Annotated in this window: 2 protein-coding genes and 1 pseudogene; all 3 read right to left on the bottom strand. The window is 38.5% G+C overall.

Going from position 1 to position 3,406, the window contains the following annotated elements; translation table 11 throughout:
• The coding region (locus tag USF70_RS21680; protein ID WP_320736005.1) for a DUF1837 domain-containing protein at positions 1-762 on the bottom strand (762 nt) is incomplete at its 3' end.
• A 125-nt stretch (positions 763-887) separates the two neighbouring features.
• A pseudogene (locus tag USF70_RS21675) lies at positions 888-2,108 on the bottom strand (integrase domain-containing protein).
• A gap of 377 nt (positions 2,109-2,485) precedes the next feature.
• On the bottom strand, positions 2,486-3,406 hold a 921-nt coding region (locus USF70_RS21670; RefSeq protein ID WP_320736004.1), incomplete at its 5' end, for a hypothetical protein.

The raw sequence follows: 3,406 nt of genomic DNA, 5'->3' as shown, positions 1-3,406 counted from the left end.
CTCTTTGTGCAATTCAATTATGGAAGATTTATAACTGTCAGATAAACTGTTTGAATTTTCTGTTATAGGACATTCATGCAAAATGAAGATTGGTATGTTGAGTAAAGGCTTGATATTATCCATTGAGTTATTAGAGGATAAGGAATTAGAGATTTTAAGCTTTAATGTTTCGTCTTTTACTAATTCATATAGATCTTGTGTGTTTAATATTATACTGTTCTCTTTTCTTAGCTTTTCTGTTGAAATTGAATTTTTTACAGAAGTTATTATAGAGTCGAAACGACCATCTTCGATGCTGTTGTAGAATTTAGCCTCACCAAACCATAGTGAGAAGTTATTATTATCTATGATGACTACATGTACACTATCAGCGCCTTTTGCGTTATCCTGACTATTTTGTTTATAGAATATTTTAGGTACGACTGGTAATGCTTTGAAGTGATGTCGCATTATCCCATACAAAAAAATTTCCGCAAGTTCACTCCCTTTGCTTATGTCTTGATCGCTATCAGTAAGTCTGAGGTTTTTTGATGCAAGAGCCAGTGAGGTGAATGGTCCATCAATCAGCGCTTCTCTTTCTTGATTTGAAAGAGCTGTTTGTAAAATATTATCCCATATGAACCTGTGAAATTTTTGATATCGCCAGCTACCATCTTCGAAATCATTAACAATAGAAAGGAGGCTGTTATTTGATATTTGGCTTGGCTGGCCTCCGGTAACAAAAGATGAAAGGCTTTGATCAATAAGAATATCAAAATCCATTGTATTCCCCGCAATTCCATTGTTTATAGTAAGAGTTTTTTCATGACTTTTACTAAGTGCTTGGCTGGTAAGGAGCTAAAGATAATATTTATTCAAAACAAAAAAAACTGGTAATAAAACCATGTTTATTTAAACAGTGGTTTTGGTGTCTTTAGATTATGACTTGTGAACAAACATCCCCACCAATTCATTAATTCAATACGTTTGTCTAAATATATTGAGCGATTATATGCACGCCTAACCTCATTTTTATCGCTATGTGCTAAAGCAGCCTTAATAAAATCGGCATTGAAACCAATTTCATTCATCGCAGCACTTGCGATAGATCGCAGACCATGAGCAACAAGTTTTCCACCATAACCTATACGTTTCAACGCGGCATTGGCTGTTTGGCTATTCATCGCTAGCTTTGGATCATTCCTGCTCGGGAAAACATATTCTCGGTGAGCACTGATTGGCTTCATTACTTCCAGAATCTCTAATGCCTGAGGAGATAGAGGTACGATGTGTTCACGCTTCGCCTTCATCCGATCTGCTGGGATAGTCCAGAGTTTGGCATCGAGGTCGATCTCTTCCCAACGAGCGCCAGAAGCCTCAGATGGGCGCACTAGCGTCAGGAGCTGCTATTCAATCAGGCAGCGAGTCGAAACTGAGAGATTTGACATCACCAAAGAGCGCATGAGTTTTGGCAATTCTTCTGGTCGAAGCGTTGGCATGTTCTGCTTTTTCGGTTTCTCGAATGCCATTCCGACACATGATGCTGGATTCGCATCAATCAGGCCAGTGTTGACGGCGTAGATCATGATTTCGTTAATACGTTGTACTATGCGGCGAACCGTCTCTAATGCACCACGCCCTTTGATTGGCTCCAATGCTTCAACAATCGTTCTGGCCTTAATCTCCTTAACTGGTATCGCACCGATTGCCGGGAACACGTCTTTATCCAAAGAACGCCAAATATCCTTTGCATAATCCTCTGTGATACTTCTGCATTTAATCCGGAACCAGTTAGCAGCCACTGTTGAGAAAATGCTGTCTAACTCAATCTGGCGTTGTTCTGACGCTTATTCCTGTTGATGTTGTGGATCCATGCCTTGCGCGAGCGTGGTTCAGTGCTGGTCGCGTATCTGACGAGCTGCTGAGAGTGTAAGGGCAGGGTATGAGCCGAGACTCAAATTTGTGCGGCTGCTGCTTCCCGGTCGTTGATAACGGAAGCGCCAGAGTTTTTTACCGGAGGTTTTGACGAGCAAGAACAGACCATCGCCATCATGCAGGGTGAAGTCTTTTTCGCGGGGTTTCGCTTTGAGTATTTCGTTATTAGTGAGGGGGCGTGTAATGCGCGCCATATCTGGAACCCTTCCATAATTGGTGCACGCTTATTGGACCACAGTATGGAGTGTACCTAAACGTGTACCCATTTTTACTTAATTCAGGCGGATCGTCTCGGACGATTACAGGCACAAAAAAGCCCGCAGGGCTTGCGCCGTGCGGGCTCTTAGGACTTCATCAGATGACTCTGGTAATCACCGATGGAGAATTTTGGGCTGGCGGGAGTTGAACCCGCGTCCGAAATTTCTACATACCATTCTTACAGAAATGAAATCAATGTTTTGTGTTTTAAAACAGCGAGTTAGTTTTGTATTGTATTTACTGATTTGACATGCTTTTAATACTCTGTCGCCACTTTGCCGCCACAGTTACAGTTTCTGTGCCATAGTGATGTTTAGTTTCTCAGGTCATAGCCATAAAAATCTTTATAACATCTATAAAATAATTCTTTGTTATCGATATCATCTTTAGTGGAGGGAATCTCATCATCGATAACTGTTGCTTTTGGAAACCACATCGTTGAAAGAGTATTATCAGTGTCAGATTCGCTATTGGAATAATAAGAGTTTTGGAATGATATGGCATCATTTATAAATTGTATATCTGAGTCAAGTGTTTCAAAGTTGATTGAAATATTTCCCATAAGAGGCATCGTGTATAACAACATATTCAATGTTTTTATATGGTTGAAGTCAGCGATGGTATTATATGCAACAAATTTAGGATCGTTGAACTTCAACATTTTAGATGAACGTTTGCTTCCAAAGATATACATTAGTGTGAATAGTGTGAAGGGTTGATGTTTAAATAAATCATAATCATTAGAGATTTCTTTAAATGATTCGTAACTTTTCAATCGCTCGGTAGTTTTTCGCAGTTTACCAACTTTTTCTTTTAGAAGTGTAAGGTATGCTTCTTTTTGTTTAATAAGTTTATCACCTTCTCCATCACTCAAGATTTTCGCTAAATGATGAGAGTAAGTTCTTAGAAATCGTGAGTCTGACTCTCCATGATTTATGAATGTATCGATAATGGTAGTTTCTGAATTTATCTGTTCTACTAGTTCTTCAGTAGACTGTTTTATGCTAATATATGTTCCATCACTAACTTGTTGTCTTTTTATTTTCCCTTCAATTATTGATAGTAATGGAGAAAACACACTTTCCTTAACATCTAATTCTTTTAGTCTGTTTAATTTGTTAATTCTTTTTAAGTCAGGGATAGTTGCTTTTCTGTTGTGTTTGTCAATTAAATCTACAATATTTCTATCTAAAAGGTATAGCTTTTTCATTTGATATCCTTTTCGGTTATGTTT

It is taken from the genome of Enterobacter sp. 237C8 (assembly GCF_034106865.1).
Taxonomy (GTDB): Bacteria; Pseudomonadota; Gammaproteobacteria; order Enterobacterales; family Enterobacteriaceae; genus Enterobacter; species Enterobacter asburiae_B.
Note: the sequence above shows the minus strand (reverse complement) of the source record. Positions and strands in the feature narration are given on the sequence as shown.